This is a genomic window from Roseburia sp. AF22-2LB (genome assembly GCF_003461125.1).
In the GTDB taxonomy this organism is placed as follows: Bacteria; Bacillota; Clostridia; order Lachnospirales; family Lachnospiraceae; genus Roseburia_C; species Roseburia_C amylophila.
In genome coordinates this window covers 238,290-263,026 of the sequence record NZ_QTWM01000001.1, presented here as the reverse complement: position 1 = coordinate 263,026, position 24,737 = coordinate 238,290, and the positions used below count along the sequence as shown (strand labels likewise).

General features: G+C 41.5%; 24 protein-coding genes. 7 read left to right on the top strand and 17 right to left on the bottom strand.

What is annotated here, in order from left to right; translation table 11 throughout:
- Window positions 1-7: 7 nt before the first annotated feature.
- From DWX96_RS01210 to DWX96_RS01195, 4 genes are all read right to left on the bottom strand, one after another.
- Window positions 8-2,416: a glycoside hydrolase family 2 protein gene (locus DWX96_RS01210; protein ID WP_118056573.1), complete on the bottom strand. Its 2,409-nt coding sequence runs from the start codon at window positions 2,414-2,416 to the stop codon at window positions 8-10.
- A gap of 60 nt (window positions 2,417-2,476) precedes the next feature.
- Window positions 2,477-3,040, bottom strand: coding sequence for a TetR/AcrR family transcriptional regulator (locus tag DWX96_RS01205; protein ID WP_118056574.1), 564 nt, complete (start codon window positions 3,038-3,040; stop codon window positions 2,477-2,479).
- 306 nt (window positions 3,041-3,346) lie between these two features.
- Window positions 3,347-4,705 carry an NCS2 family permease gene (locus tag DWX96_RS01200; RefSeq protein ID WP_118056575.1) on the bottom strand — a complete coding sequence of 453 codons (1,359 nt, stop codon included), beginning with the start codon at window positions 4,703-4,705 and terminating at the stop codon, window positions 3,347-3,349.
- A 79-nt stretch (window positions 4,706-4,784) separates the two neighbouring features.
- Entirely contained in the window at window positions 4,785-5,309 is a 525-nt protein-coding gene (locus DWX96_RS01195) for an adenine phosphoribosyltransferase (protein ID WP_118056576.1), read from the bottom strand.
- A gap of 198 nt (window positions 5,310-5,507) precedes the next feature.
- On the opposite strand from DWX96_RS01195, the gene DWX96_RS01190 reads away from it, so the two are divergent.
- Both DWX96_RS01190 and DWX96_RS01180 read left to right on the top strand, forming a co-directional pair.
- On the top strand, window positions 5,508-6,623 hold the full coding sequence (locus tag DWX96_RS01190; protein WP_118056577.1) for an MGDG synthase family glycosyltransferase: 1,116 nt from the start codon (window positions 5,508-5,510) through the stop codon (window positions 6,621-6,623).
- Window positions 6,624-7,194: 571 nt separating this feature from the next.
- Complete coding sequence (locus DWX96_RS01180; protein ID WP_118056579.1) at window positions 7,195-7,827, top strand: glycerol-3-phosphate acyltransferase; 633 nt, start codon at window positions 7,195-7,197, stop codon at window positions 7,825-7,827.
- A gap of 16 nt (window positions 7,828-7,843) precedes the next feature.
- Here the strand turns inward: DWX96_RS01180 and DWX96_RS01175 are convergent, their stop codons facing one another.
- From DWX96_RS01175 to DWX96_RS01145, 7 genes are all read right to left on the bottom strand, one after another.
- The gene (locus tag DWX96_RS01175) at window positions 7,844-8,719 is read right to left on the bottom strand and encodes a methionyl aminopeptidase (protein WP_022244192.1); all 876 of its coding nucleotides are present in this window, start codon (window positions 8,717-8,719) and stop codon (window positions 7,844-7,846) included.
- Between the two features lie 17 nt (window positions 8,720-8,736).
- The gene (locus DWX96_RS01170; protein ID WP_117698850.1) at window positions 8,737-9,402 is read right to left on the bottom strand and encodes a hypothetical protein; all 666 of its coding nucleotides are present in this window, start codon (window positions 9,400-9,402) and stop codon (window positions 8,737-8,739) included.
- An 8-nt stretch (window positions 9,403-9,410) separates the two neighbouring features.
- Window positions 9,411-9,848 (bottom strand): GatB/YqeY domain-containing protein, encoded by a 438-nt coding sequence (locus DWX96_RS01165; RefSeq protein WP_022244194.1) that lies wholly within the window; start codon window positions 9,846-9,848, stop codon window positions 9,411-9,413.
- A gap of 134 nt (window positions 9,849-9,982) precedes the next feature.
- Window positions 9,983-11,233 (bottom strand): C40 family peptidase, encoded by a 1,251-nt coding sequence (locus tag DWX96_RS01160; RefSeq protein WP_117698851.1) that lies wholly within the window; start codon window positions 11,231-11,233, stop codon window positions 9,983-9,985.
- 49 nt (window positions 11,234-11,282) lie between these two features.
- Window positions 11,283-12,842, bottom strand: coding sequence for a DUF3794 and LysM peptidoglycan-binding domain-containing protein (locus tag DWX96_RS01155; protein WP_117698852.1), 1,560 nt, complete (start codon window positions 12,840-12,842; stop codon window positions 11,283-11,285).
- A 61-nt stretch (window positions 12,843-12,903) separates the two neighbouring features.
- Entirely contained in the window at window positions 12,904-13,146 is a 243-nt protein-coding gene (locus tag DWX96_RS01150; RefSeq protein ID WP_022244197.1) for a Veg family protein, read from the bottom strand.
- Between the two features lie 83 nt (window positions 13,147-13,229).
- Window positions 13,230-13,670, bottom strand: coding sequence for a protease complex subunit PrcB family protein (locus DWX96_RS01145; RefSeq protein ID WP_242988680.1), 441 nt, complete (start codon window positions 13,668-13,670; stop codon window positions 13,230-13,232).
- Between the two features lie 143 nt (window positions 13,671-13,813).
- On the opposite strand from DWX96_RS01145, the gene DWX96_RS01140 reads away from it, so the two are divergent.
- A complete protein-coding gene (locus tag DWX96_RS01140; RefSeq protein WP_022244199.1) occupies window positions 13,814-14,548 on the top strand; it encodes a lysophospholipid acyltransferase family protein in 735 nt (244 codons plus the stop codon).
- A gap of 127 nt (window positions 14,549-14,675) precedes the next feature.
- Here DWX96_RS01140 and DWX96_RS01135 read toward each other — a convergent pair whose 3' ends face one another.
- From DWX96_RS01135 to hpf, 4 genes are all read right to left on the bottom strand, one after another.
- Complete coding sequence (locus DWX96_RS01135; RefSeq protein WP_118056580.1) at window positions 14,676-16,052, bottom strand: UDP-N-acetylmuramoyl-tripeptide--D-alanyl-D-alanine ligase; 1,377 nt, start codon at window positions 16,050-16,052, stop codon at window positions 14,676-14,678.
- A 21-nt stretch (window positions 16,053-16,073) separates the two neighbouring features.
- Window positions 16,074-17,129 carry a D-alanine--D-alanine ligase family protein gene (locus DWX96_RS01130; RefSeq protein ID WP_118056581.1) on the bottom strand — a complete coding sequence of 352 codons (1,056 nt, stop codon included), beginning with the start codon at window positions 17,127-17,129 and terminating at the stop codon, window positions 16,074-16,076.
- A gap of 100 nt (window positions 17,130-17,229) precedes the next feature.
- A complete protein-coding gene (locus DWX96_RS01125) occupies window positions 17,230-18,117 on the bottom strand; it encodes a helix-turn-helix domain-containing protein (RefSeq protein WP_118056582.1) in 888 nt (295 codons plus the stop codon).
- Window positions 18,118-18,324: 207 nt separating this feature from the next.
- Entirely contained in the window at window positions 18,325-18,852 is a 528-nt protein-coding gene (hpf, locus tag DWX96_RS01120; protein WP_117698857.1) for a ribosome hibernation-promoting factor, HPF/YfiA family, read from the bottom strand.
- Window positions 18,853-19,126: 274 nt separating this feature from the next.
- Here hpf and ymfI point away from each other — a divergent pair, with 274 nt between their 5' ends.
- Both ymfI and DWX96_RS01110 read left to right on the top strand, forming a co-directional pair.
- On the top strand, window positions 19,127-19,855 hold the full coding sequence (gene ymfI, locus DWX96_RS01115; protein ID WP_118056583.1) for an elongation factor P 5-aminopentanone reductase: 729 nt from the start codon (window positions 19,127-19,129) through the stop codon (window positions 19,853-19,855).
- A gap of 119 nt (window positions 19,856-19,974) precedes the next feature.
- The gene (locus DWX96_RS01110) at window positions 19,975-20,328 is read left to right on the top strand and encodes a helix-turn-helix domain-containing protein (RefSeq protein WP_022244205.1); all 354 of its coding nucleotides are present in this window, start codon (window positions 19,975-19,977) and stop codon (window positions 20,326-20,328) included.
- Here DWX96_RS01110 and DWX96_RS01105 read toward each other — a convergent pair whose 3' ends face one another.
- Both DWX96_RS01105 and DWX96_RS01100 read right to left on the bottom strand, forming a co-directional pair.
- The gene (locus DWX96_RS01105; protein ID WP_022244206.1) at window positions 20,329-21,546 is read right to left on the bottom strand and encodes a deoxyguanosinetriphosphate triphosphohydrolase family protein; all 1,218 of its coding nucleotides are present in this window, start codon (window positions 21,544-21,546) and stop codon (window positions 20,329-20,331) included. It abuts the gene before it with no gap.
- 31 nt (window positions 21,547-21,577) lie between these two features.
- Window positions 21,578-23,029, bottom strand: a complete 1,452-nt coding sequence (locus DWX96_RS01100) for a methyl-accepting chemotaxis protein (RefSeq protein ID WP_158561803.1) — start codon at window positions 23,027-23,029, stop codon at window positions 21,578-21,580.
- A 275-nt stretch (window positions 23,030-23,304) separates the two neighbouring features.
- Here DWX96_RS01100 and DWX96_RS01095 point away from each other — a divergent pair, with 275 nt between their 5' ends.
- Together DWX96_RS01095 and DWX96_RS01090 are read left to right on the top strand one after the other, a co-directional pair.
- Window positions 23,305-23,904, top strand: a complete 600-nt coding sequence (locus tag DWX96_RS01095; protein WP_117699055.1) for an ECF transporter S component — start codon at window positions 23,305-23,307, stop codon at window positions 23,902-23,904.
- The gene (locus tag DWX96_RS01090; RefSeq protein WP_158561804.1) at window positions 23,901-24,737 is read left to right on the top strand and encodes a pyridoxamine kinase; all 837 of its coding nucleotides are present in this window, start codon (window positions 23,901-23,903) and stop codon (window positions 24,735-24,737) included. Before DWX96_RS01095 ends, DWX96_RS01090 begins: the two co-directional genes overlap by 4 nt.

The following is a 24,737-nucleotide window of genomic DNA, read 5'->3' as shown; positions in this document are numbered from 1 at the left end:
TACTCCCTTATTCTATTTCAAATGTAATTTCTCTGGTTCCTGCCTGGCGGTTGCTTATCATAAGTTTTCCGCTTCCGGTCTTTCCTATGGTCTTTACATAAGTGCCACCCATACCGCCCTGCAGGCTGATGATGTCCGGTCCGATGATTTCTAATGCTCCCTCACATTTTAGCTGCACCGGCTCCTGAAAATATGGTAACAGATTTCCATTTTCATCCACTGCCTGTATTCTTACCGCAGCCACATCATAGGTATGCGTTTCTTTTAATTTCTGACTGCTGACCGTAATCTGATACTGCACCTTCTGTACCGGTTCTCTTACTAAAGTTTTGACCACCTTACCATCCTTTATGGCTTCTAACTTATATACCATAGATTGTCCGCCCCAGTCCCCGACATACCTGTTATAAAGTGCAACCGCATCCTCCATCTTCATATGATAAAAAAGCATCAGCTTTGCTGCCAGATAATATGCTCTTTTCGGCAGATGGTTCATGCCATATCGTGCTGCCAGATTCAAAACCTCTTTTACCATTGCCGCCTGTTTCGGTGCGAAATTCTCTCCCTCTTCGATGGCATTTCCAATGTAATCATCAATTGGAACCGGACCATGTTTCAGATTCTTATATGGAGAATCCGCTTTCTTATATTCCTTGATAAACCGGTCATTTTTGTACATTTTAACACTGTCTGCATTGGTAAAAATATAAGTCTCGCCCCGGTTGCAGGCTGGATGTTCTCCAATATCCATCGTTGAACTTAAGGCTAATACCGGTCTTTCTTCCTGCTGGCAGGCATACACATCTGCCGCCATTTTCGGATTACGGAACATGTCTAAGACTCCGTGATAGCAGATTCTGTCTCCACTGCCGAAATCTTTATGTGTATTATAATCTGCCATACACCATCCGAAGCTTCCGGCAATGTCCTCTTCTCCTGCTACTGCATCCAGTACACTGGCGTGGCGGAGTGCATGCCACATACGATGTTCTTCCCAGTCGAAGGATTTGGTGGAATACATATGTCCGTTATATTCTGTGATAAGATACGGTTTTTCTATATCGGATGTCACATCCTTCTTATGCTCACAGCCTTTGTTCAGACCATTGTGTACAAAATCATTATAGGTATATACATCCTCCAAAAGACTGCTCTTTTTATGCGCCCGCACACCACCGGTCTGCCTGGTATCATCCAGCTTGTGTGCCATTGCATTGGTGCGGCGGTAAAATTCATCATCATCCTGTGATTCATTAATCCTCACACCCCAGAGAATAACGGATGGATGGTTGCGGTACTGCATCACCATGTCTTTTACATTTTCCACCGCCTGTGCTTTCCATGCTTCATCACCGATATGCTGCCAGCCCGGAATCTCGGTAAATACCATAAGCCCCAGCTCATCGCACCGGTTTATAAATTCCTGGGACTGCGGATAATGGGAGGTCCGCACTGCATTCAGCCCTAACTCTTTCTTTAATACTTCCGCATCCATCCTCTGTATGGAAGCCGGCATGGCATAACCCACATAAGGATAGCTCTGGTGACGGTTCAAACCCCGGATTCTAAACTTCTGTCCATTTAAGTAAAAGCCATCTTTTTGGAATACTGCCTGACGAAAGCCCACCGTTGTTACAACCTCATCGATTATATTATTTCCGGTTACAAGCTGGGTCTTTACTTCATATAACGCCGGATTCTCTACCTCCCATAGGGATACGATTCCTGCCGGAAATGCAAGTTTTTTCTTTCCCTCCTGCGTAGGAATTTCAGAAAAAGTTTTCTCTCCAATCAGCCGGTATTCCTCTTCACCTTTTTTCCGGATGTACTGCCGCAGCAACAGGTTTTCTTCGTTTCCTGCCAGCGTAATTTCTGATAGCAGTGTTCCCTTCTTTGTCTCCAGCTCCACCTGTGGTTTTAAAAATACATCTGCAAGATAGCTTTCCTCATTTATCTCAAGATAAACATCCCGGTAAATTCCACCGTAGGTCATATAATCAATAACAAATCCAAAGGGCGGAACATTCAGATTCTCATTGCTGTCCACCCGCACCGCAATGATATTATCTTCCCCATAGTGAAGCTGTGCTGAAATATCAATGGTAAATGCCGTATATCCGCAGTGGTGTGTGCCTGCTTTCTTTCCATTTACATAGACTTCACTGTCATGGGCAACTCCCTCAAAGGTCAGCCGTACCACTTTTCCTTCCCACTCTTTCTTCGCCAAAAGGTGTCTGCGGTAGCCGCTTACCATCTGATACGCATGCTCATCAAAATAGTGAAAGGGCAGTTCCTTTACCGTATGGGGAATCCGTACGCTCTGCATTGCTGCTTCGTCATATTCTGCATTGCCCTGTGTTGCTTCCCATTTCTCACTGAAATACCAGTCATTGTCCAAATAGTATTTTTCTCTCATACCTTTTCCTCGCTCTTTCTACTGGTGTATTTCTATTCATGCATCTCTATTCACACATGTCTATTGTCTCGTGTTAATTCCATCCACCAGAATATTCACTACTTCCTCTAATGCCTCACCATAGGAAAGTTTGCTCTGAATCAGGATGTCTCTTTGGAAGAACTGTTCTAAGGAGGCTTCCAGCATCATCTTTAAAACCGGTATGTTGATGCGGCGGATTACGCCTTCCTCCATGCCCTGTTCCAATAACGCAATGGTGGTCTCCCAGCCGGTCTCTAACCGAAGTTCCACCTGATGATAGATTTCCGGAAATTTATCTTTTAATAAATACATCTGCCGGAAATCAATTTCCTTATAACTCTCCGGCATTACCCCTAAGATTTTCCGTATTTTTTCTAAAGTTCCAAGGCTTTCGTCTGCCATAACTTCCCGTTCACTTTCCTTGATGCAGTCAAACAGATAATCCACCATGGCAAGAAATAACGCCTCTTTATCTGCAAATACCTGATAAATCGTTTTCTTGCTGATACCAAGAATGTGGGCGATATCATCCATGGTAAATTTCAATCCCTTCTGGTTAAATGCCTGCATCGTGCCCTGCAATATTTTTTCTCTCAATTCCATGTTCACTACCCCTATTCTCTGTGGAAACTACTTTTTGTTTTTCGGTTTCCTTAATTGTAACACCTTGGGATTTCCGTTACAAGAAACTGAATCACCAAAATTAGTTTCCTGAATTTGTGGATTTTGACGAGAAGGGAATTTCAACTATGCAAAATACCATTTATATTTTTTCAATTACAACATAACTTACTTCATTTTGCCCCCATCCTGATGTCTTAACACTCAAATATTAGTAAAAGAGCCAGATACCTTAAAACAAAGATATCTGGCTCTTCATAATTATTTTATTTAATTTTGAATCTCCTCTTACAGGAAGATATATTTACAAATGAATAATACTGCAAGAATATACATCAGTGGAGTGATCTTCTTAACTTTACCACAGATTAAGTTGATGATAACGTAAGAGATAACACCGATTGCGATACCTTCTGCAATGCTGTACATAAGAGGCATAGCAATTAAGCAAAGGTATGCAGGAGCTGCTTCTGTAACATCGTTGAAGTCAATCTTAACGATTGCAGATACCATAAGGAATCCAACGAAGATTAATGCAGGAGCGGTAGCAAATCCTGGGATTGCTGTAAAGATTGGTGCAAATAAGATTGCAATCAGGAACATGAATCCGGTTACAACAGATGCAAAACCGGTTCTGGCACCTGCACCTACACCAGCAGAACTCTCTACGAAAGTTGTGGTTGTAGAAGTACCAAGAACAGCACCAGCGGATGTTGCGATAGCGTCAGCTAATAACGCATTTTTAACTCTTGGAAGCTTTCCTTCTTTGTCTAACATACCAGCTTTATCAGAAACACCGATTAAGGTTCCGATGGTATCAAACATATCTACAAATAAGAAGGATAATAATACTACGATAAAGTTAACAATACCTACACCGGTAAAGTCAGCTTTGAAACACTGTCCAAAGGTTTCTCCGATTTTGGTGAAGTCTGTCATTGCAAATGTAGGATATAAAGAATAGAATCCAGCTTCTGCATCAATCTGATAGATGCCTGCCGCCTGGCAGATCATACCAAGAATCCATGTAGCAAGGATTCCGATAAGGATGGAACCTTTTACATTCTTTACATATAAAATGATGGTAAGAATTAAACCAATCAGTGCAAGTAAAGCACAGATTCCTTCTGTATGCCAATTCTCTGTAAATTTAACATAAGATAATAAAGTAGTGCTGTTGTCAACAACAATGTGAGCACCCTGTAAACCGATGAAAGCAATAAACAGACCAATACCGGCACTTACACCTTTTTTCAGTGTAGCAGGAATGGCATTGAAAATTGCCTCACGTACGTTGGTCAGTGAAAGTACGATAAAGATGATACCTTCAATGAACACTGCCATTAAAGCGACTCTCCAGTCATAACCCATATTTCCACATACTGTAAATGCGAAATATGCATTCAATCCCATACCAGGAGCTAATGCGAATGGATAATTAGCCATCAAAGCCATTGCAAGTGTTCCGATAAAGGATGCAAGACAGGTTGCAATCAGAACTGCAGTAGGATCCATGCCAGCAGCAGATAACAGGTTCGGGTTAACTGCCAGGATGTAAGCCATTGTCATAAATGTGGTAAGACCTGCAATTACTTCTGTCTTGACGTTAGTGTTGTTCTCTTTGAATTTGAACATTTTCTCTAACATTTTTCTTCCTCCAAATTGTTTTTTATACCTAAAGCCAGCCTCTCTGGCAATAAGTCATGGTAAACTTCTCTTCTGTAAATTATTTTCCTTCATATGTAATTACAGAAGCAACATCATAACCCTTCAAACGTTCTCTTCCCTTTAATCCAGCCAGTTCCATTAAGAAAATGACTTTGACTACTTCACCGCCAAGCTGCTCTACTAATTTGATAGCAGCTTCAATGGTTCCGCCGGTTGCGATTAAGTCATCTACTAACACAACCTTCTGCCCCGGTTTGATGGAATCCTTGTGCATCTCAATGGTAGCCAGTCCATACTCTAAATCATAAGACTGTGAAATGGTCTCACATGGTAATTTTCCTTTTTTACGAACCGGTACAAACGGTTTATGCATTTCGTAAGCAATTGGTACTCCGAAAATGAACCCTCTGGATTCTGTACCGGCAACTACATCATAGTCCACACCATCTAAAAGCTTAATCATGGAATCTATTGCAAGCTGAAGTCCATCTGCATCCTGCAATACGGAAGTAATGTCCCTGAAAATGATTCCCGGTTCCGGGAAATCCGGTATACTTCTTACATATTCTTCTATTTTTTTCATCTTAATACCCTTCTTTCTATTTACTGCCCTCTGTTTTAAAAAACACCTTTTTATTATAAATTTATACTGCCAGAAATACAAGCAATTTTTTATAAAATGTTAAGTTTTTCGTTACAATTTTTTATGAAAAGTTGCTATTTTATTGCAAATATATTAAGATGTTCTATACGAAAGAAAAGTTCGGAAAGGGGATTTTTTGTGAAAATTCTGATTTTATCCTGCAACACAGGAGAAGGACATAACGCCGCCGGTCATGCCGTGGAAGAAGCAGCTCTGGCAAGGGGACACGAAGTAAATTTTGTCGATGCCATGCAGCTTGGCAAAAGACATACTTCACGCCTTATCAGCGGACTTTATATTGGAATTGTAAAGCATCTGCCGTGGTTTTTCGGTTTCATTTATAAGCTGGGAATGCTTATCAGTAACCGCCATTTCAAATCTCCGGTTTACTGGGCAAATGCAAAGCTGGCGAAACCGCTTGCATCCCTCATCGAAGAAGGAAATTATGACATTGTGGTGATGCCGCACCTTTACCCGGCAGAGACCATTACTTATATGAAGAAACACAACATGCTGCCGGTAAAAGCAGTCGCTATCGGAACCGATTATGCCTGCATCCCTTTCTGGGAGGAAACCAACTGCGACTACTATGTTATTCCCCATGAGGATTTAGTAGACGAATATATAAAACGCGGTGTTCCAAAGGAAAAATTACTGCCTTACGGTATTCCGGTGCGCCACGCCTTTGCCAAGCATACACCAAAGGACATTGCCCGCCGCAAATGCCACCTAGATGCTGATGCTCCTACCTTTCTCATTATGAGTGGAAGTATGGGATTTGGAAAGCTTGCAGTCTTTGCCATGGCACTTTATAAGCAGTGTAAAAATGACGAACACATTGTAATTATCTGCGGAAACAATAAGAAATTACAGTCTGTTCTCACCAAAGAATTCAGACATTGCCCGCGGGTTCATGTCTTAGGCTACACCAGACATGTTTCCCTTTATATGGATGCCTGTGATGTCATCTTTACCAAGCCGGGCGGACTTACTTCCACTGAAACTTTAGTAAAGGGAATCCCAACTATCCATACCGCACCGATTCCAGGCTGCGAAACCGCAAACAGTGCATTTTTCGTAGACCGTGGTATTTCCTATGCCTCTAAATACATGATAGAACAGATTCGCCTTGGAAAGCTGCTGATGCGAAGCCATGATTTACAGGAGGAAATGCATACCGCACAGCTCCGGGAGCAGAAATCCGATGCAGCAGAACGCATTGTGGACCTGTTAGAATCACTGTCTGAAAAATAACGACAATTGCTTTTATTCAAACAAGTGATTGCGGAAGCAGGAGAAAAGATTTTAATAGGAAATTTTGTGGCATTCCATGTACATCTGATTTTCCTGGATGTGAAATGCCAACCATTCTTAGTGGTTCATTTTTCTTGATTATAAACTGTCTTTTCGCTTGCTTTGACAGAATCTCGGCACTGTCCGTCAAAAGCGGATGCCACATAAAGCCTGCAAGGGGCACTAGGAATTTCGACATCATACTATTTTCATCTGGCAACCGGCACAAATTCACATCCATGTTCAACTGTGCCTCGCTGGTACATCCCTGTACCAGCGTTGCCTGTTGCCAGACGAAATTCCAAGTGCCCCTAACAGTCCTTACCAGGCATCCGCACTTTGACGAACAGTACCAGGATTCTGTTAAACATGGAAAAGACTGTTTTTATCAGAAAAAGAAAAATGAACTACTTAGAACGGTGGTATTTCATCATCGGAAAATCAATGCATATGGAATACCGCAAAATTCCTTTATACAAAATCTATCTCCTTCCGCAATCACCTGTTTATCGAAAAGAAAAGGAGCCTTTATATGAACCAATCAATTATCACCTGCATCTTTTTTTCCATCGCCGGCTATCTCAGCGGCAGCATACTCTATGCCTACTGGATTCCAAAGATATTATTCCAGAAAGATATCTGTGCATTAAGTCCGGATGGAAATCCCGGCACTGCCAATGCCTTTGTGTACGGCGGATTCCGGGCTGGTATTCTTGCGCTCCTTTTGGAACTTTTCAAGGGCTTTTTCCCGGTCGTACTCGCCCTACGGACATTGGATATTGACACTCCACACATGATTCCGATTCTGATAGCACCGGTTCTCGGACATGCGTTCCCATTGCAGTTTCATCCGAAAAACAGTAACAAAAAAGGCGGCAAAGCCATTGCCGTCTCCTTTGGTGTACTGCTTGGAATCTTTCCGGTTGTTCTTCCGGTTCTTTTCCTTGCTGCTGCTTATATTCTTTTTTCTGTGGTCTTAATTATCCGGCCACATCTTTTCCGGTCCATTATTACCTTTGGCGTATTCTGCCTTCTGGTCTTTCTCTTTGTGCCGGTTCTCTCCATTGACTTTGCCTGCCTTGGAATTGCACTGCTTGTTATCTATAAGCATCTTTGCGCTTACCAGAATGAGAAACTTTCCATCCGGTTTTTCTTTCAAAAATAGCTTTTTTAAGAGATACCTACCAGGAAATAACTTCGGTTCCCTCTTCGGTTACCAGAACCTGAATCTCCCACTGGGCACTTGGAAGTCCGTCTTCTGTATACACGGTCCAGTTATTTTCATCATCTATGTAGATAGCTTCTTTTCCCATATTTACCATTGGCTCAATCGTAAACATCATGCCCGGAACTAAGAGCATCTCGGTTCCTCTCTTGCTGTGATAGCCAACCCATGGCTCTTCGTGGAATTCTTTTCCAACACCATGTCCACCGATTTCTCTTACGATAGTATAGCCATTTTCATAAGCATGGTCATGCACTGCCTGCCCCATATCTCCTAAAAAGCCCCATGGTTTTACCGCTTTTAAGCCTTCTTCCACACATTCTTTCGTTACCTGGACAAGACGCTTCTTTTCTTCACTGACATCTCCAATCAGAAACATTCTGGAGGAATCAGAAAAATATCCATCTAATATTGTGGAAACATCCACATTAATGATATCGCCATCCTTTAAAATAATATCCTCCGATGGAATACCATGGCATACCTCTTCATTAATTGACGTACAGACGCTCTTCGGAAATCCCTGATAATTAAGTGGTGCCGGGATTCCACCCATAGCTGTTGTTTTCTCATATACCATACGGTCAATTTCTTCTGTACTCATGCCGGCTTTGATATGCTCAGCCACATAATCCAGTACTGCCACATTAATTTTGGCACTTTCCCTGATACCTTCGATATCCTTCGGTGTCTTAATCAAATCATGGGTTGGCACAATACAGCCTGCCTCACGATACTTTTCAATCTTCTCATCAAATGACTGATGGCATGTCTTATACTTTCTTCCACTGCCACACCAGCAGGGATCATTTCTACCTATTTTTACAGACATTTCTATTTCCTTCCATTCTAATGATTCAATATGATATTCCCAAAATCCACTCTGTCCCAGAGCTTCTCATTCAGTTTATACTTATGTTCTTTTAAAATCTGCTCATATGGCTCTGCCCCGGCACTGTAACCGTCAAAATCACTGTTATTCTCTGCTGCTATCTGATTCTGATATTTCTGTGCCAGTGCAGCTTTCTCTAACTGACGATCTATCTCTGCTTTATCAACGCCCAGTCTTTCCTGCTGTTCCTCTGTCATATCCGTCCAGAAATCCTCCTGACGGCTGCAAAGCTGTTCTTCTTCTTTTTCATCCAGCGTCAGTTTCTCTGCCATTGCCTGCCGGTAAAAGATTTCATCATGTACTGCCATTTCGATGACATGGGTCTTTGCCACTTCTTTTACAAACCTTCCACTGGTATGAAGATTCCAATACTTATTCGTATCATAATAGTCATAGGCTGCTGCCTCATCTTCTACCTTCAGTTCCTCATAAGCGATATACATTGCCAGATCCCCAAGCTGCAGTTTTTCTCCATCTACTGTCAGGATATCTTCGGAAAGATACTCCCTGTATACAATCTTCCCCCTTCGTTCGGAAACAAAGAGACTGATTAATAACAGTACCAGTAGAATCAGTATTGTAATGAACCATATGCGCTTCTTCTGTGATTTATTTTCACTCATACACTATCCTATTTGCAAAGCTCTGCTACAACCTGTCCGATTAATTTACCATCTGCCTTACCTTTTAACTCCGGCATAACTGTTTTCATAATCTGACCTTTATTTTTGGTTGCAATGACATCTGCAAATTTTTCTGTCAGAATCTTACGTACTTCTTCCTCAGAAAGCATTGCCGGTGCATATTCGCTCATAATGTCATAACGCTGCTGATATTCCGCAAGTAAATCTGTTCTTTCTGCCGGACAGGAATCAATCTGTTCTTTTACGGTCTTCATTTCTTTTAAAATCACACGGTTTACTAATTCTTCTTTTATGTCATCACGACAGCCTTCATCAATTGCTGTTTTCTTCACTGCAGAAACCAGCGAAGAAATTGCATCTTTTCTTGGTTTATCTTTTGCCTTCATTGCTGCTATCATTTCTTTTTGTAACTGTTCTATCTGCATTTCTTATTCCTCCTAAAATATTTTCTACTTTTTCATTATACGCAACTTGAAAGATTTTACAAGTTCTTAAAACCCCGCAGTAGTTTGCTTACTGCGGGGAATTTTTATCATTTTTCTTCTTTATGGATAACTTTTTACAATACACGCCGGACAGATATAATGCTTCGATAAGTTGCTGAGCCTGTCTTAATGCCGGTAGACGGTGAACTTGCATGGACAATCTGTCCTCCGCCCATATAAATTGCCACATGACCGGCATAGCAGACAATGTCACCTGGCTGGGCATTCTCATAGCTTACTTCACTTCCTGCCCGCTGTAATGCTACCGAACTATGAGGCAGGCTGATTCCAAAGTTTGCATAGACACTTTTAATGAATCCGGAACAATCTGCTCCATCAGTCAGGCTCTCGCCGCCCCATACATACGGGTTTCCAATAAACTGACAGGCATAAGATACTACATCACTTCCACTTACTGATGTACTAAAAGAAGGATTCAATCCACCTCCCCCTGTACTGCCACCAGTAGTGCTGTCACCTCCGGTATTGCTGCCATTATTATTTCCCGTTGTATTTCCATTATTATTGTTAGCAGTTGTTGTATTATTACCTTTATTATTATTCTGAGCAGCGGCAGCTGCTGCAGCTGCCTGCTCCTGTCTTATGATTTCATTCTGCTCATCAACAGTAGCTTTATACTGGGCTGCAAGACTCTGGGCTGATGCAAGCTGAGTATCAAAATCAGACATCTGAGACTGTTTCTCTGCAATCATGCTTTCATAAGAAGCCTGCTGTTCCTGATAAGACTGCTGCACTTCCTCTAACTCTGCCTTCTCTGTCTCCACCTGACTCTTAAGGTCAGCTACCTGCTGCACTGTCTCCTGATACTGCGTCAGCAGATTTCTGTCATAATCATAAATCTGCTGGGCATATTCCAGACGATTCAGTAAATCAGAGAAATCTGTTGCACCCACCAGTGCCTCAATATAACTGTCATCCCCATTCTCATACATATATACGATACGCTTTTTCATAGCATCGTACTGGTTCTGTTCATCTTCCTGCGCCTGTGCAAGCTGTGCTGTCACATTATCCAGTTCAGTCTGCTTATCCGAAAGTTCCCCTTCCAGAATATCTAAGTTCATAATAATATTTACCAGATCTGCATCCAGTGCATCAATCTGGGACTGCAGTTCCTGCTGCTGGCTCTGTATATTCTCTATATCTGCATTGGCATTATCCAATGCGGTCTGTGCTTCACTCTTCTTGTTTTTAGCCTTTGAAAGAGCGCTTGCTGACGCACTTTGAAAACATGAAATTCCAAGAATTGCTACCAGTCCTGCTGCAACCAACCGCATTTTCCACATATGTTTTTTTCTGTGCATATTTCTGCTCCTTCCACTTTTGTGTATTTCCTATCATCTTAGTATAACATCATGATACCATCTTTACAATTAACAATTTATCGCCTTTTTGAATTTCTTCACTCTTTAAGTCGTTGGTTTCCATTAACTGGGAAATAGTCGTATGATTTGCCTTGGCAATTTTCCAGAGACTGTCCCCCTCTCTTACAATATATCCAGTAATTCCTGGCTGTCTCTGTAATTCTTCCATATCCCGTTCTGTAATTCTAATTTCATCCATTTTCTGGATGTTCTCCTGTGAAAATGCAATCAGATTCAGATTCAGTACTGCCTTTACCTCAATCTGGGTATTGTCTAAAAGAATCGCTGACAACTGCTCGATTCCCGCTTCCAGTTCATAGTTCATATCGTCTGTCATTTCCGGGACTTCAATCAACTGTTCAAAAGGAAATGTCTCCCGGCAGGTTCCAATCGGCATGGCATCGTCCGTGGTTACATAAAGGATTTCCACATTCAGGCTTCCTTCCACTTTAAGACCGTCTGCCTGTGGCTCCACATGGTCAATAAATGCCATTCCTTCGCAGGAACAAATCTGCAGGATATTCTCCTGATTCTTCTTTAAATTCATGTGGTCTGTCAACCGGCATTTTGCATAATTCTTTGCCAGCAGCCTGCTCATGGTAACTTCTTCATAAGCTGGTGTCATCTCTTCCCGCAGCGAATATACGTCCTCTACCACATCTGCCTCTGTTTCCTTCCAGATACAGATATCTAATTCTAACGTCATATCCAGACTGATTTTCCGGTCTTCTCCATCATAATCCGGTCTGACCTCTACTTCCACACTGGCAGGTGTTACCTGAATCCGATAGATTTTTTCCTCACTGCATCCCTCGCAGGCAAGTTCTCCGTTCAGTGGTATCGTCTCTTCTAACCATTCTAACCGGCGTTCTTCTTTCTGGGCATAATAAAGCAAAAACAGCCTTATTTCTCCGGTAAGCTGGATTTTTTCTTCTCGTAACCTCGTTTCCACACCCCGAAGCTGCACACTTTTCCATAAAATCTGTTCTACATCTGGCTTGCTCTGGGGCAACTCTATTTCCTGTTTCAACCGGTAATTATCTTTCTTACAGGTTTCCAATTCCAGAATATTATGCCTGTTCTGAAGGATTTCCAACGGATGTTCCATGGCTACTCCCGTAATCAGTTCCGTCTCCTTGCGCATCCGCATTTCTGCCTTCAGCATCACCAGTGCACGAACACTTAATTTTCTGGAATTAATAATCCCGATATTAATGTCTTCCAGTTCTGCTGTGACGTCCACCGGATCTAATTCATTCACTCCATCCATACTGATGGTTTCTTCAAATGGAATCTGTCCCCGCAGGCAGTCTAATTTATGCTCCTCCATATCGCTGCGGTAGAGCACATGAAAGATAAGATTCCCCTTCACATAAATACGTCCTTCTTTTACCTGTATCTCATCAAAGCGGATTTCACCTTTTTCTTTCAGTACTTTTACAATATCCGGCCGATAATCCGGTAGATTGTAATCATCATCCAGAGTAATCTGACTCATGGCACTGGCTTTTTCATAATTCATATGTATGTTCTGTTTCTTTATTTCCACTAAAAAAATCCCCTTCCTGAATGTTATTTCATTTTATTCAGGAAAAAGGGACTTTATTCTTCTAACATAATTTCATTCGGATATCTCTTGTTATGATATCTGTATAACTGAAAGATAATAACTGTGGCGGATTGCCTTCTCTTTCATCATCTACAAGAATCGTGAATACACTCGGATAAGCATTCTGTATTACACCACGCTGTACATCTACTTTATTACGACCTCTGTCCAGTTGAATCATTACACTGCTACCGCACTGCTGATGCACGGATGCCCGGACTCTGTTAATATCTGCTCTCTGCATATACCAGTTCCTCCTTTTTTATCCACGCTCTTTAGTATATCACCGTGTTAAAATGCTGTCAAAGGGAAAAAAGTACCATTTTTTCACTCAAACACCACGTTCTTGTCACATTTTGTCACCTCAACCACAATATATGGGAAACTTGGTGCCTTTGCCACCGTCTCATTCTCCCCCGGGCCAATCAGCGTTGTAACAAAACAGAGGGCATTCTGAGTCAGATAAACATCTTTTACGGAAATGCTGTAGCCTCCCGTTTCCTTCTCTCCATAACCCCTTGCAATATAGAGTTTTCCGTTATCTTCATAAGTCAGCTTGAAATCCATTTCCTTTCGTTCTTCAATTTCCTGCTTCAATTCTTCCGGCACTGCTTCCTCTTCTAACACGGTAAATTCCACGTCTTCTATTTTACTGCCATTGGTATCTTCGATACCGCAGCCTGCTGCTGCCAGTCCAATCCATGCTACCGCAAGCAGACCGATGACACTCCGGACAGCTTTCCCTGCTTCTATTGTTTTCTGTTTCACTTTCTTCTCCCTGTTTTTATTCTTTTCATTCTATTCCAAAATCCGGATTATCATGTTGTAATTCTTAAGTTTTACCGCTATAATAGGGAAAGAAATCAGTATTTTGTTTTTGAAATTTATATCCAGAAAGGAATTCTATCTCTATGATACGAGCAATTCTTGCACTTTTATTTGCTGTTCTTTACCTGATTCTTGGTATTCCAGTTCTCTTTGTAGAATGGATTATCCGTAAATGTAACCGCCATGCCGCCGATATCAGCAGTCTTCGCATGGTGCAGTGGGCATTCCGTGTGATTATGTTTATCTGTGGCGTTAAGCTGACTGTAATCGGGGAAGAAAATGTTCCAAAAGATGTTCCGGTTCTTTATATCGGAAATCATAGAAGTTATTTTGACATTATTATCACTTATTCCAGATGTCCGAGACTCACCGGTTACATTGCCAAAGACACCATGGGAAAAGTTCCTCTTTTAAACATCTGGATGAAACGGCTCTACTGCCTCTTCTTAGACCGTACCGATATGAAGAAGGGCTTAAAAACCATCCTGACCGGTATCGACCAGATTAAAGCCGGCATTTCCATGTGTATCTTCCCGGAAGGTACCAGAAACAAGACTGAGGACGAAATGCTTCCTTTCAAAGCCGGAAGCCTAAAGCTCTCTGAGAAAACCGGATGTCCGATTGTTCCTATGGCAATCACCAATTCTGCTGATATTCTGGAAAATCATTTTCCAAAGGTAAAACCTACCCATGTTATCCTGCAGTATGGTACTCCGATTTATTTAGATCAGCTTTCTGCTGATGACCGCAAACATCTTGCTGCCTATACACAGAATACGGTGCATGAGCTGTTGGCAGATAACCGGAAATATCTTTAAACCGCAAATATTGATAAAAAAAGAACTGTAGCTTTGATGACTATACTTCAAAGTTACAGTTTCTTTTTTCATTTTTCTATATTATTATCAAACACTTCCTGTATTTACCATTAAAAAAAACATTTTCTTATGCTTCGGTTAATGCTGCCACCACTTTCGGGAATTCCATAAAATGGGATGCCTTGACTAAAACAGTATCTCCTTCTTTTACGGTAGCAAGAAGTTCTTCTGTCATCTCCTCACGGGTTGCATAGTGTTTTACGGTCAGAGCCGGATTCTGTTTCTTCGCTCCTTCTGCCAGTTTCCCGGATAATGTTCCAACACAGAATAACAAATCAATCGGCAGTGTTCCGGCATAGGTTCCCACTTCATAATGAAGCTGTTTTTCATCCTCGCCTAATTCACCCATATCTCCAAGAACCGCTATCTTTCGTCCCCCTGCCTTAGACAGGACATCCAAAGATGCCTTCATGGAAACCGGATTCGCATTGTAGCAGTCATCAATAACCGTCATGCCCTTTGTGTGAATCAGATTCGTTCTTCCGCTGATGGTGGAAGCGGCTGCAATTCCACATTTAATTTCATCCATGGAAAGGCCTAACTGTTCTGCCACGCAGGTTGCAGCCAGTGCATTATATACATTATGTTCTCCCGGAATTGGAATAAATACTTCCATGTCTCCCTGTGGAGTGTGGAATTCTGCTGTCATTCCTTCTAAGCCATGCTCTGTAACTGCATCTGCACAGACAGAAGTCTCGCAGAGATTCCTTCCCTTGATTCCATAAAATACAGGCTTTCTTCCTGCCACCTGCTCTACAGTTGAAAGTTTGTCATCATCTCCATTTAATATCACAACACCATCCGGTTTCAAATGGGCAAAGCTTTCTGTCTTTGCTTTTAAGATTCCATCTCTGGTTTTCAAATTCTCCAGATGACATAAACCGATATTGGTAATAACCATAATATCCGGCTGCGCCATATCTGCCAGTTCATGCATCTCGCCAAATTCAGAAATTCCCATTTCCAGAACTGCAACCTGATGCTCTTTTTCAATCTGAAAAATAGTCAGTGGCAGACCGATTCCATTATTAAAATTCCCCTGTGTCTTATGTACCCGGAATTTTGTGCCCAGTACAGATGCAATCATTTCTTTGGTACTGGTCTTTCCAACACTTCCGGTAATTCCCACTACTTTAACGTCAAGAGTACTCCGATAGAAACGTGCCAGACGCTTCATGGCAGTTACGGTATCTTCCACCAGAATATAAGCTCCATCTACATCAAGACTCTGCTGGGACAGTGCATATGCTCCTTTTTTTAATACATCCGGAATAAATTTGTGACCATCGACCTTTTCTCCCGGAATGGCAACAAATAAATTTCCTGCCTTTACTCTCCGGCTGTCAATCTCTACTCCGGTTACGGTATATTCTTTTGCTTCATTCCCACCTATTAATGTTCCACCGCAGGCTTCTGCAATCTGTGCTAATGTCAGTTCCTTCATATCTGCCTTCTCTGCCCTTTCTTATGCTCCGTATTTCTCCATGGAAATATCAACCAGCTGCTGGCATAACTCTTCGAAGTTTACTCCTTCTACCTTGGCTTCCTGCGGCAGTAAGCTGGTTGCTGTCATACCAGGCAATGTATTTGCCTCTAAGCAGTATACTTCATCTTTTGCATTGACTAAGAAGTCGATTCTGGAATAGGTGTCCAGGCCTAACGCTTCCGCAACTTTTACTGCATGCTTCTGCATCTCTTTTGCCACACTGTCTTTAATATCTGCCGGACAGGTTTCCACTGTGCTTCCAGCCTTATACTTATTTTTATAATCGTAAAATCCTTCTTTTGGTGCAATCTCGATAACCGGCAATGCTCTTCCTTTGATGACACCTACTGAAAATTCTCTTCCCTCTACATATTCTTCAATTAAGATTTCATCTTCCCAAAAGAATGCATCATCCAATGCTTTTGTAAAATTGCTTTCTTCTTTTACAATGGAAACACCGATACTGGAACCACCACAGCATGGCTTTACCACGCAAGGCAGCGTAATTCCGATTTCAGCCAGACTGTCTTTTCTGTCCTTTTTCTTCATATAAATGCCCTTCGGACATGGGATTCCATTGGCTTCAAAAAACTGCTTTGCCATATTTTTATTCATGGCAATCGCACTGCTTAAATAGCCGCTTCCGGTATAACGGATTCCAAACAAATCAAAGGCTGCCTGAATCTTACCATTCTCTCCATTTTCTCCATGTAATGCCATAAATACAATATCTGCCATACGGCACATTGCGATTACATTCGGTCCAAAGAAGCAGGCAGACTGGTCTTTTCTACTCTTTCTTACCTTATCAAGATCTGGAGCCGTCTCCGGTATATCCGCTACTTTTACACTTGCTTCTTCTGAATGTTCAAAAATTCCAGTAATATCCTGTTCTTCTTCTCCATATCCCATAAACACATCCAGAAGAATAACCTGATGTCCATTCTTCCGCAATGCCTTTGTTACCATATCTCCTGTTTTAAAAGACACATCACGCTCTGTGCTCAAGCCGCCTGCCAAAACTACGATATTCATTCTCTAATGTCCTTCTTTCTTTCAGATTCAAATATGTATATTACATCTCTTTTTTCAATATGTATATTATACCTTTTTTTCTTAGAATGACAAGAGAATCTCACAAAGCAATCAAGATTGGTTCTCCGGGCTTTGCATTATGATTTTCAAACACCTGAAAAAGATGCTCTGCACACTGCTGTACATCCATGGCTTCTTCCGGCTGCTCCATCCATTTTAAAATTCCGGACTTGCAGAGCAAAAGATATGGCAATACCATATATTTATTGCTCCTTGTGCAATAATCGATACCCTTATTGCATAATTCCAGCGCCTCTCTGTAAATTTCCATCTCATACAAAAGATTAGCTTCATTGTAAAGTATCATCGGATATACCTTTTCTTTTTCTTCATCATCTACTTTTCTTACTTCCAGATAATCAGATAACTGCATCCAGATGCGGAGTGCCTGCTTTCTTTCACCAAGCCGCTGTTTCTGTACCGCCATACTGTTGATAATGTTGATTTCCTCAAAGGTAAACATCCGCTTCTGCACCAGATTTGCCAGCCCCGCCGGATGCGTCAGATGTAACGCTTCTTCCAGCTTTGCATATACAAGTTCCGGACGGACTCCTTCCTTACTGTCCAGCACCGCCTTTATGTATGAAAAGAACTGTCTGGTCAGTTTATCCTCCTGTTTATGTTCCGGTTGTCTCTGCCAGAGTTCCCTGCTGCCTTCCATATCATTATTTGCTACTGCATGCACCAGCTGTCGCATATAGGCATATAATTCCATTTCTTCCGCCGTTGCATGAATATTGCATATACCCATCGTCTTTCCAAGACGCTGCATAATAGCTTCATAATTTTTCCGCTTTGGTACCACAAATCCGTTTTCAATTTTTGATAAAGTTCCAGTTGAACAGATGCCAAAAGCAAGTTCTTCCTGTGTAATGCCAAGCTGTTTGCGGGATTCACATATATAATCCCCAAGATTGTAACAAGCCAATTCCTAACCTCCCTCTTCTCATAACCCATCGTATTGACTGTTCCATAGAAATGTCTTATCGATATATTATAACTACTGTAGCATAAAAATAGCGGTACCGCTATTGGCGTTTTGTCAAGACTGTTGTCAAAACGTTAACTGCGATACCGCTGTCTGCTACCAGTTATCCATAAGGAACTGCCGGTGATAGTCTTTTTCGTTATATATCTAGAATTCCGGTTCAATCAGACCGTAGGTGTTACCTTTTCTCTTATATACAACGTTTACATTGTCATCCTCTGCATTTACGAATACAAAGAAATCATGTCCTAATAATTCCATCTGAACACATGCATCTTCCGGATACATTGGTTTCATATCGAATTTCTTGGTACGGATGATTTTAATTTCATCATCTGCTTCCACTTCTTTTTCAATATATTCCTTACGGAAATTGCTGTTGCTCTGCTGTTTTGTAATAATCTTATTCTTATACTTTTTAAGCTGTCTCTCAATAATCTCTTCTACAAGATCAATCGATACATACATATCATTGCTTACCTGCTCTGAACGGATAATGTGTCCAGGTACAGGAATCGTAACCTCGATTTTCTGTCTCTCCTTTTCTACACTCAAAGTTACAAATACGTCTGTGTCCGGAGTAAAGTACTTCTCCAGTTTTCCAATTTTGTCCTCAACTGCTGCCTTAAGACCGTCTGTCAATTCGATGTTTCTTCCTGAAATAGTAATACGCATGATGTCCAACCCCTTTGCCATTTATTTGATACAGACTGATATCATGGTTTTATTATACTATTTTGTACGAATATTTACAAGTTTTTTGTGCAATATTTACTGTATTTTTAGAGAATTTTTCGAATATCTTTCTGAAAGTGGGAAATCTGCAGGATTTTTCAAAAGGGATTGCCTGTATTCTAAAATAAGTCTAAAATATAACTGTATTTTTTAACGCTTTCATCTGTGCTATCATTTTCTAATGCAGATAAAAACCAGAAAGGATTTGTTTCTTATGAATACTGTTTTAATTACCGGAGCTTCCCGGGGCATCGGTGCTGCTATCGCAGAAGTATTTGCCCGCCACGGTTATCAGCTCATTTTAAATTGCTGTCATTCCGAAACTGCTCTTAAGGCTTTGTCTGATGAACTTTCGGACAAATATCATGTCACGGTTCTTCCGGTTATCGGAGATGTCAGTGATCCGGATTTTGTTGCCAATATGTTTGCCATAATTCACCAGCAGTCCCTTTCGGTTGATGTTCTGATTAACAATGCCGGAATCTCCCACATCGGCCTGCTGCAGGATATGACTTATGAACAATGGCAGCATGTTATAAACACCAATCTTTCTTCTGTTTTTTCCTGCTGCAAATATGCTCTGCCAGATATGCTGCACAAAAAATCAGGCCGGATTCTTAACATTTCTTCTGTCTGGGGAAATGTAGGTGCCTCCTGTGAGGTTGCTTATTCCGCCAGCAAGGGAGCTGTTAATTCCTTTACAAAGGCACTTGCCAAAGAGGTTGCACCCAGTGGAATCTCTGTCAATGCCATTGCCTGCGGCACCATTGACACTTCCATGAACGCCTGTTTTTCTGCCGAAGAGCGTGCTGACTTAGAATCCGAAATTCCCTGCGGCAGATATGGTACACCTGTTGAAACAGCTGAACTTGCTTATGCTATCGTATCACAAAGTCCATATCTCACCGGTCAGATTATTACCTTAGATGGTGGCTGGTGTTGATTTACATATGTGAATAGTTTGTGCTCCGTTGATATAATTTATCTTTCGTTTATTTTTGCCACTGGTTTTTTAACATGTTTTAAAATAGAGGTATTATTTACGAAAGATGAGGTTTGTATATGAATATCGGTTCTAAGTTACGATACCTGATTGAAGAAGCTAACATTACCCAGCGGCAGCTTGCAGATGCACTACATATCTCTCCCTCTGCTCTGAATGGATATATCAATCAGGGGAAAGAACCTGACTATGCAACCTTAGTAAGAATAGCCGACTATTTTCATACTTCCACCGACTATCTGCTCGGTCACAGTAACATCCGCAATGCCAGTCTGACGCATCTCAACAGCTGTGAAGGTGAACTGCTAAGTATCTATCATACTCTTTCCAGCTATAACCAGCAGCTTTTCTTAGAAGAATTGAAGGCTGTTGACCGGATGGTTTCCCGGGCAACAGCCTCGCCATTAAAATAGTTAATCTTCATCAAAGTAGCCGATGTATTTTACATCATACTTTCCCTTCGGGAACATTTCATGGTACAAATCTACAAAATAATCATCCGTCATGCTTGCAATATAATCCACCACAAGCTGGTTCGGTTCTGTCTCCATGTATTGTTCCTTCGAAAAGGTTCTGCTGAACCGGTTGTTTTCTGCCACATATGCAATGTGGTGGCGGTAGAGCCAGGAATTTTCATTTTTATCCCTTGCATCTTTCAATAACTGATAGTACATCTCTTCAAACATCGGATTCAGATTTTCCCGGATGACTTTTTCGATTTTCTCATTGTGATAGATATACTCATAATTTTCAGTCTTTGCAAGCTTCAACTGTTGAAAATATGCTTCATCCATGGAAAGATATGGTTTTCCATAGCTGTTTTCAATGATGTTAACTACCATATTATTGATGATTTCCGCATTGCTGCTGCCTATAGTATCTCCGTTAAAACCTCTGTCATCCGGCAGAAGATGCAGGCGTACAGCATCCTGCCTGTCCTTGCCAAGATAGGCTATAATATCACAAATCCGCATTACGCAGGCTTCCAGGGTTCCCGGCACAAGATGTTTAATTCCATCTTCCTTCTGATAGCACATTTCTACTTCTGTATCCAGATCTGCAAAGGTCTTCGCCTTTTTCGGCTGATACTCCTGCTGTTCCATTTCACCATTATGGCATAGGACTCCATCCAGAGTCTGCAGGCTGATATTTCTCTGTCCCAGTACATCCAGCACACGCACACTGTGCACATTATGGTTAAAATATCGTCCCGTCTCTCCCCGCAAAAGTGCACTTAAAATTCTCTCACCAGCATGTCCGAATGGTGCATGTCCGATGTCATGCCCCAGGGAAATTGCTTCTATTAAATCCTGATTGAGATTTAATACATTTCCAATATTCCTTGCAATCCTTGAAACGAGCTGCACATGCTGCGCCCGTCTTGAAATGTCATCATTTCTGTAAAGGGAAAATACCTGCGTCTTATCTCCATAACGGTTATAATAAGGCAGATGCATGATTTTCTCAATGTCCCGGACAAAGGGAGGCCTCCAGAGATTCGCCCTGTCATGATTCATCTCCCGGCGCAAAACCTGTTCTTCGGAAAAAGCATATGGATTTGCCCTATGCTCTTTTCTGTCTTCTATGATTCTCTGCTGTAATTTTTCTGAAAGATTATGATATGCTCCCATTTTCTGCTCCCTGCTCATATAATAAATATCTTTACTGCTGAAGCTGATGCGTCAGTTCAATTAAATTTTCAGTCTCTGCCATCAGATGTTCTACGCTCTTCTGGTTCTTCTCGCAGGTTGTCAGTGTACTATTTGTATGAGCTGCTACTTCTTCTGAAATAGCGGAAATTGTCTGGATACTATCCATGATACCTGCATTGGCACTTTCTAATTCTTTCACAATACCGGACAATGCATCCGACTGGCTCTGTACACGGTCCGAATTATCCTCTATTGTACGGAAGCTGCCGGCAGTTTCATTGACTGTTACATTCTGATGTTCAACCTGTGAAATCATGCTTTCGATGATGGTCACTACTTTTTCCAGTTCTTCCGATACATTTCTTATCAGTTCTTCAATACTGACCGTTGCTTCCTGTGTCTGGGTTGCCAGACCGGAAATCTCAGATGCTACTACAGCAAAACCTCTTCCTGCTTCACCTGCACGGGCTGCTTCAATTGACGCATTTAATGAAAGCAGGCTGGTTTCTGAAGTAATATTATTGATAATCTCAATGATGGAATACATTTTATCCATATACTCTTTTAAAGAAGTAAGTTCTGCTGCCACCTGACTGTTCGTCTGCTCAGTCACACTCACCTGCGATACCAGCTGTTCAATATTTTTCTTACCCGCGTTCAATGCTTCTGCTGTAACTGTCATGCTCTCAGCAATGCTGTCAGAAGCCTGGGTTACCTGCATTACTTTTTCCTGGATTGCTTCTGTCTGGCTTAACTGATTCTGCACCGCCTCCGCTGTATCTGTTGTTCCACCGGTCAACTCTTCCATGGCATTTCTGGTATCGCTGACACCACTGCCAAGTAACTCTACTTCATCCGACATTCCATTAATTTTCTTTGTCATGACATCAGATACTTCTAAAATTTTCTGAAGCATGGTATCAGACTGTCCCTTTGCCTGATTCATTTCACCCAGCCGTGATAAAAACGATTTCTGCAAAACTGCAGAACTGCAATAAGAAAATGCCGTTGTCAAAATCAGTATAATAATCTCTGTTCCATAGAAAGTAGGTCCCTCACCCTGGCCTTTCATGGTATGTACCGCAATAGAAATAAGATTTACGATAGTTGCTCCAATTCCAAGCTCCAATGCATATTTCGAATCTGAAAATACAGAAATCAAAATAAACATCGGTATTACATATACAAAAACCAACTGATTGCCGGCACCTATCAGTGCTACTGTATAATATACTGCAAATCCAATCCCCAAAAGATGCTTGATTGCTTTTGTCTCCTGGTTTTTCCTATAGCAAATCCATTCTGCTACCACCGGTCCAAGTGCCAGCACAATAAGCGCCGCCACATAAACTACATTCTTGGAAGTTCTGAAAATTTCCAAAAAATTAACCAGTGCCAATAAGATTCCCATAATTGTATGCCCTGTCATTGCAGTCTTATTTACTCTTCCTTGTTCTGTCAATTCTTTCATCCTCCCATATATAACATATATAAACTGTAATTTTTGAACTTTACCAGCAATTTTATTATACCTTTCTCTACATAAATTGAAAAGACTTTTATTTATACGCCTTACCATATGCCTTTCCATTGGACTCTTTTATTATTACGTTCATAAAAAACTTGCTCTTCATCTTTAAACTGGCATGGTCATTTTTATCAAAATTGGATGTTTTTATAATGCCATTTCTGTTTTATGATAAACCGCAACAAAGAGAAAGAAAAGAGGACTTTATGATGAAAAACGAAAGAATCTACAAACTTGTACTGACTGCTCTTATGGCAGCACTTTCCTATGTGGTATTCACATTCTTACAGATTAAAATCGCACTTCCTGGCGGAGATGCCACATCTATCCACCTCGGAAACGCGGTATGTGTATTAGGTGCATTACTGTTAGGCGGTGTTTATGGCGGAATCGGCGGTGCCATCGGTATGACAATCGGCGACCTTTTAGACCCGATTTACATTGTATACGCACCAAAGACTTTTATCTTAAAATTCTGCATCGGCCTGATTACCGGTCTGGTTGCTCACAAAATTGGTAAAATTTCCACTTCCAAAGATAGCAGGCACATTTTCAAATGGGTTGTCATCGCAAGTATCTGCGGACTGTTATTCAACGTTGTATTTGACCCACTGTTCGGCTACTTCTACAAACTGGTTATCTTAGGAAAACCTGCAGCAGAAGTTACACTTTCTATTAACATTGCAGCAACCAGCATCAATGCAGTATTATCCGTTATCGTAGCGACTGCTGTATACATGGCACTGCGTCCGGTACTGGCAAAATCTAATATGCTGCCACGTCTTGGAAAGGAAAACGCATGTGCATGAAATTAAATACTTTACCACCAAAGCTTCTGATCATCAATGATATATCCGGTGTGGGACGCTGCTCCATGAGCGTGTCCCTCCCGGTGGTAAGTGCATGTAAGGTACAGGGAATCCCTGTGCCTACTTCTGTTTTCAGCAATCATACCGGTTTCCCTACCCACTTGAAAATTGATTTAACCGGACAGCTTAAGGATTATTTTGCTGCACTGAATATTCTTTCCATGAACTGGGACGGCATCTACTGCGGCTACCTTGGTGCAAAAGAACAGCTTCATGCCATTTCCGATTACTATGATTCTCTCACCGAAAAACCTCTTTTTATTATAGACCCGGTAATGGGTGACCACGGCAGAGCCTATCAGCATATTACGCCGGAATTCTGCAATCACATGAAAGACTTTGTATCCCGGGGTGATATTATCACACCAAATCTGACGGAAGCCTGCCTTTTAACAGATACGCCTTATCCGGAGCATGACTGCACCGATTCGGAGCTTTCTGCCATTTCCAAAAAGCTTCATGCACTAGGTGTGAAAAAATGTATTATTACCGGCTGTCCAAAAGGCGACACTTTCCTTAACTATATTTCCGATAGCAGCGGAAATGTGGATACTGTTTCCACGAAAAAAGCCGGTCCGGGGTATCCCGGAACCGGCGACATCTTCGTCAGTATTGTATCTGCACTTACCTTACGGGGCTTCTCCTTACAAGAATGTACCACACAGGCAGCTCATTTTATTGCTTCCTGTATTTCCTATTCGCAGTCACTTTCGGATGATACTTTGCAGGGTGTTATTTTTGAACCGCTTCTTTCTGACTTAGTGACACTTTAA

Excerpts from the sequence above, each read along its gene's own strand:
- DWX96_RS01175 (WP_022244192.1), bottom strand. The coding sequence starts at position 8,719 with ATGTCTGTAAAAATAGGTAGAAATGATCCCTGCTGGTGTGGCAGTGGA.
- DWX96_RS01095 (WP_117699055.1), top strand. The coding sequence starts at position 23,305 with ATGAAAAACGAAAGAATCTACAAACTTGTACTGACTGCTCTTATGGCA.
- DWX96_RS01205 (WP_118056574.1), bottom strand. The coding sequence starts at position 3,040 with ATGGAATTGAGAGAAAAAATATTGCAGGGCACGATGCAGGCATTTAAC.
- DWX96_RS01165 (WP_022244194.1), bottom strand. The coding sequence starts at position 9,848 with ATGCAGATAGAACAGTTACAAAAAGAAATGATAGCAGCAATGAAGGCA.
- DWX96_RS01130 (WP_118056581.1), bottom strand. The coding sequence starts at position 17,129 with ATGAATATCGTAGTTTTGGCAGGCGGCTTGAGCACAGAGCGTGATGTG.
- DWX96_RS01210 (WP_118056573.1), bottom strand. The coding sequence starts at position 2,416 with ATGAGAGAAAAATACTATTTGGACAATGACTGGTATTTCAGTGAGAAA.
- DWX96_RS01105 (WP_022244206.1), bottom strand. The coding sequence starts at position 21,546 with ATGGGAGCATATCATAATCTTTCAGAAAAATTACAGCAGAGAATCATA.
- DWX96_RS01140 (WP_022244199.1), top strand. The coding sequence starts at position 13,814 with ATGATACGAGCAATTCTTGCACTTTTATTTGCTGTTCTTTACCTGATT.
- DWX96_RS01150 (WP_022244197.1), bottom strand. The coding sequence starts at position 13,146 with ATGCAGAGAGCAGATATTAACAGAGTCCGGGCATCCGTGCATCAGCAG.
- DWX96_RS01195 (WP_118056576.1), bottom strand. The coding sequence starts at position 5,309 with ATGAAAAAAATAGAAGAATATGTAAGAAGTATACCGGATTTCCCGGAA.
- DWX96_RS01200 (WP_118056575.1), bottom strand. The coding sequence starts at position 4,705 with ATGTTAGAGAAAATGTTCAAATTCAAAGAGAACAACACTAACGTCAAG.
- DWX96_RS01090 (WP_158561804.1), top strand. The coding sequence starts at position 23,901 with ATGAAATTAAATACTTTACCACCAAAGCTTCTGATCATCAATGATATA.
- DWX96_RS01170 (WP_117698850.1), bottom strand. The coding sequence starts at position 9,402 with ATGAGTGAAAATAAATCACAGAAGAAGCGCATATGGTTCATTACAATA.
- DWX96_RS01110 (WP_022244205.1), top strand. The coding sequence starts at position 19,975 with ATGAATATCGGTTCTAAGTTACGATACCTGATTGAAGAAGCTAACATT.
- hpf (WP_117698857.1), bottom strand. The coding sequence starts at position 18,852 with ATGCGTATTACTATTTCAGGAAGAAACATCGAATTGACAGACGGTCTT.
- DWX96_RS01180 (WP_118056579.1), top strand. The coding sequence starts at position 7,195 with ATGAACCAATCAATTATCACCTGCATCTTTTTTTCCATCGCCGGCTAT.
- DWX96_RS01160 (WP_117698851.1), bottom strand. The coding sequence starts at position 11,233 with ATGCACAGAAAAAAACATATGTGGAAAATGCGGTTGGTTGCAGCAGGA.
- DWX96_RS01135 (WP_118056580.1), bottom strand. The coding sequence starts at position 16,052 with ATGAAGGAACTGACATTAGCACAGATTGCAGAAGCCTGCGGTGGAACA.
- ymfI (WP_118056583.1), top strand. The coding sequence starts at position 19,127 with ATGAATACTGTTTTAATTACCGGAGCTTCCCGGGGCATCGGTGCTGCT.